We start from the raw sequence: 728 nt of genomic DNA on the forward strand, positions 1-728 counted from the left end.
GAGTGAAGCAAGCTCTTATCTCAGCACGTATTCGGTCGTTTGGACGACGTTAATGGGTGTGATTCCTGCCCTGATTGTGTTCAAAGTAAAGCTGCAACCACAACGCGGACAATGGCTACGCTTTGTGCTTACAAAACTGGTCGCGATGCTCGCTTCGTTAGCAGTTATTGCCGTGATTGCGGGGTTGTACTATCAAGATTACGCATCTGTGGGTCGCAATAACAGCTACCTGAAAAAAATGATCATCCCAACGCAATATGTCTACAGCGCGACAAGTTACGTAAAAGAAAATTACTTAACTACGCCACAGCCATATCGTGAAATCGGTACTGATGCACAGCAATCTTCGACCGCTTTACAGCAAGCGCAGGACAAACCGACGTTACTCGTTTTTGTAGTAGGTGAAACCGCACGTACTCAAAACTATCAACTGAATGGTTACGAGCGTGAAACTAACCCCTACACTAGCCAACTAGATGTTATTTCTTTTAAAGATGTGGCGTCATGCGGCACTGCGACAGCAGTATCTGTACCATGCATGTTTTCTCAGTTAACGCGCAATCAATTTGACCGTAAACAAGCTGATAACCAAGACAACGCGTTAGATATCATGCAACGTGCAGGTATCGACCTACTGTGGAAAGAAAACGACGGTGGCGATAAAGAAGTCGCGCATAAGATCAAAAAAATCGAAGTAGACAGAAAGCAACAAAACGCACTGTGCAACG

At 45.1% G+C, this 728-nt stretch carries 1 protein-coding gene; it reads left to right on the forward strand.

Annotated features, from left to right (window positions below; translation table 11 throughout):
* Positions 1-728 (forward strand): phosphoethanolamine transferase (locus R8O10_RS24975; protein WP_318191925.1); only part of this gene is annotated, 728 nt, incomplete at both ends.

It is taken from the genome of Vibrio sp. 1727, from assembly GCF_033344415.1.
GTDB classification, from domain to species: domain Bacteria; phylum Pseudomonadota; class Gammaproteobacteria; order Enterobacterales; family Vibrionaceae; genus Vibrio; species Vibrio alginolyticus.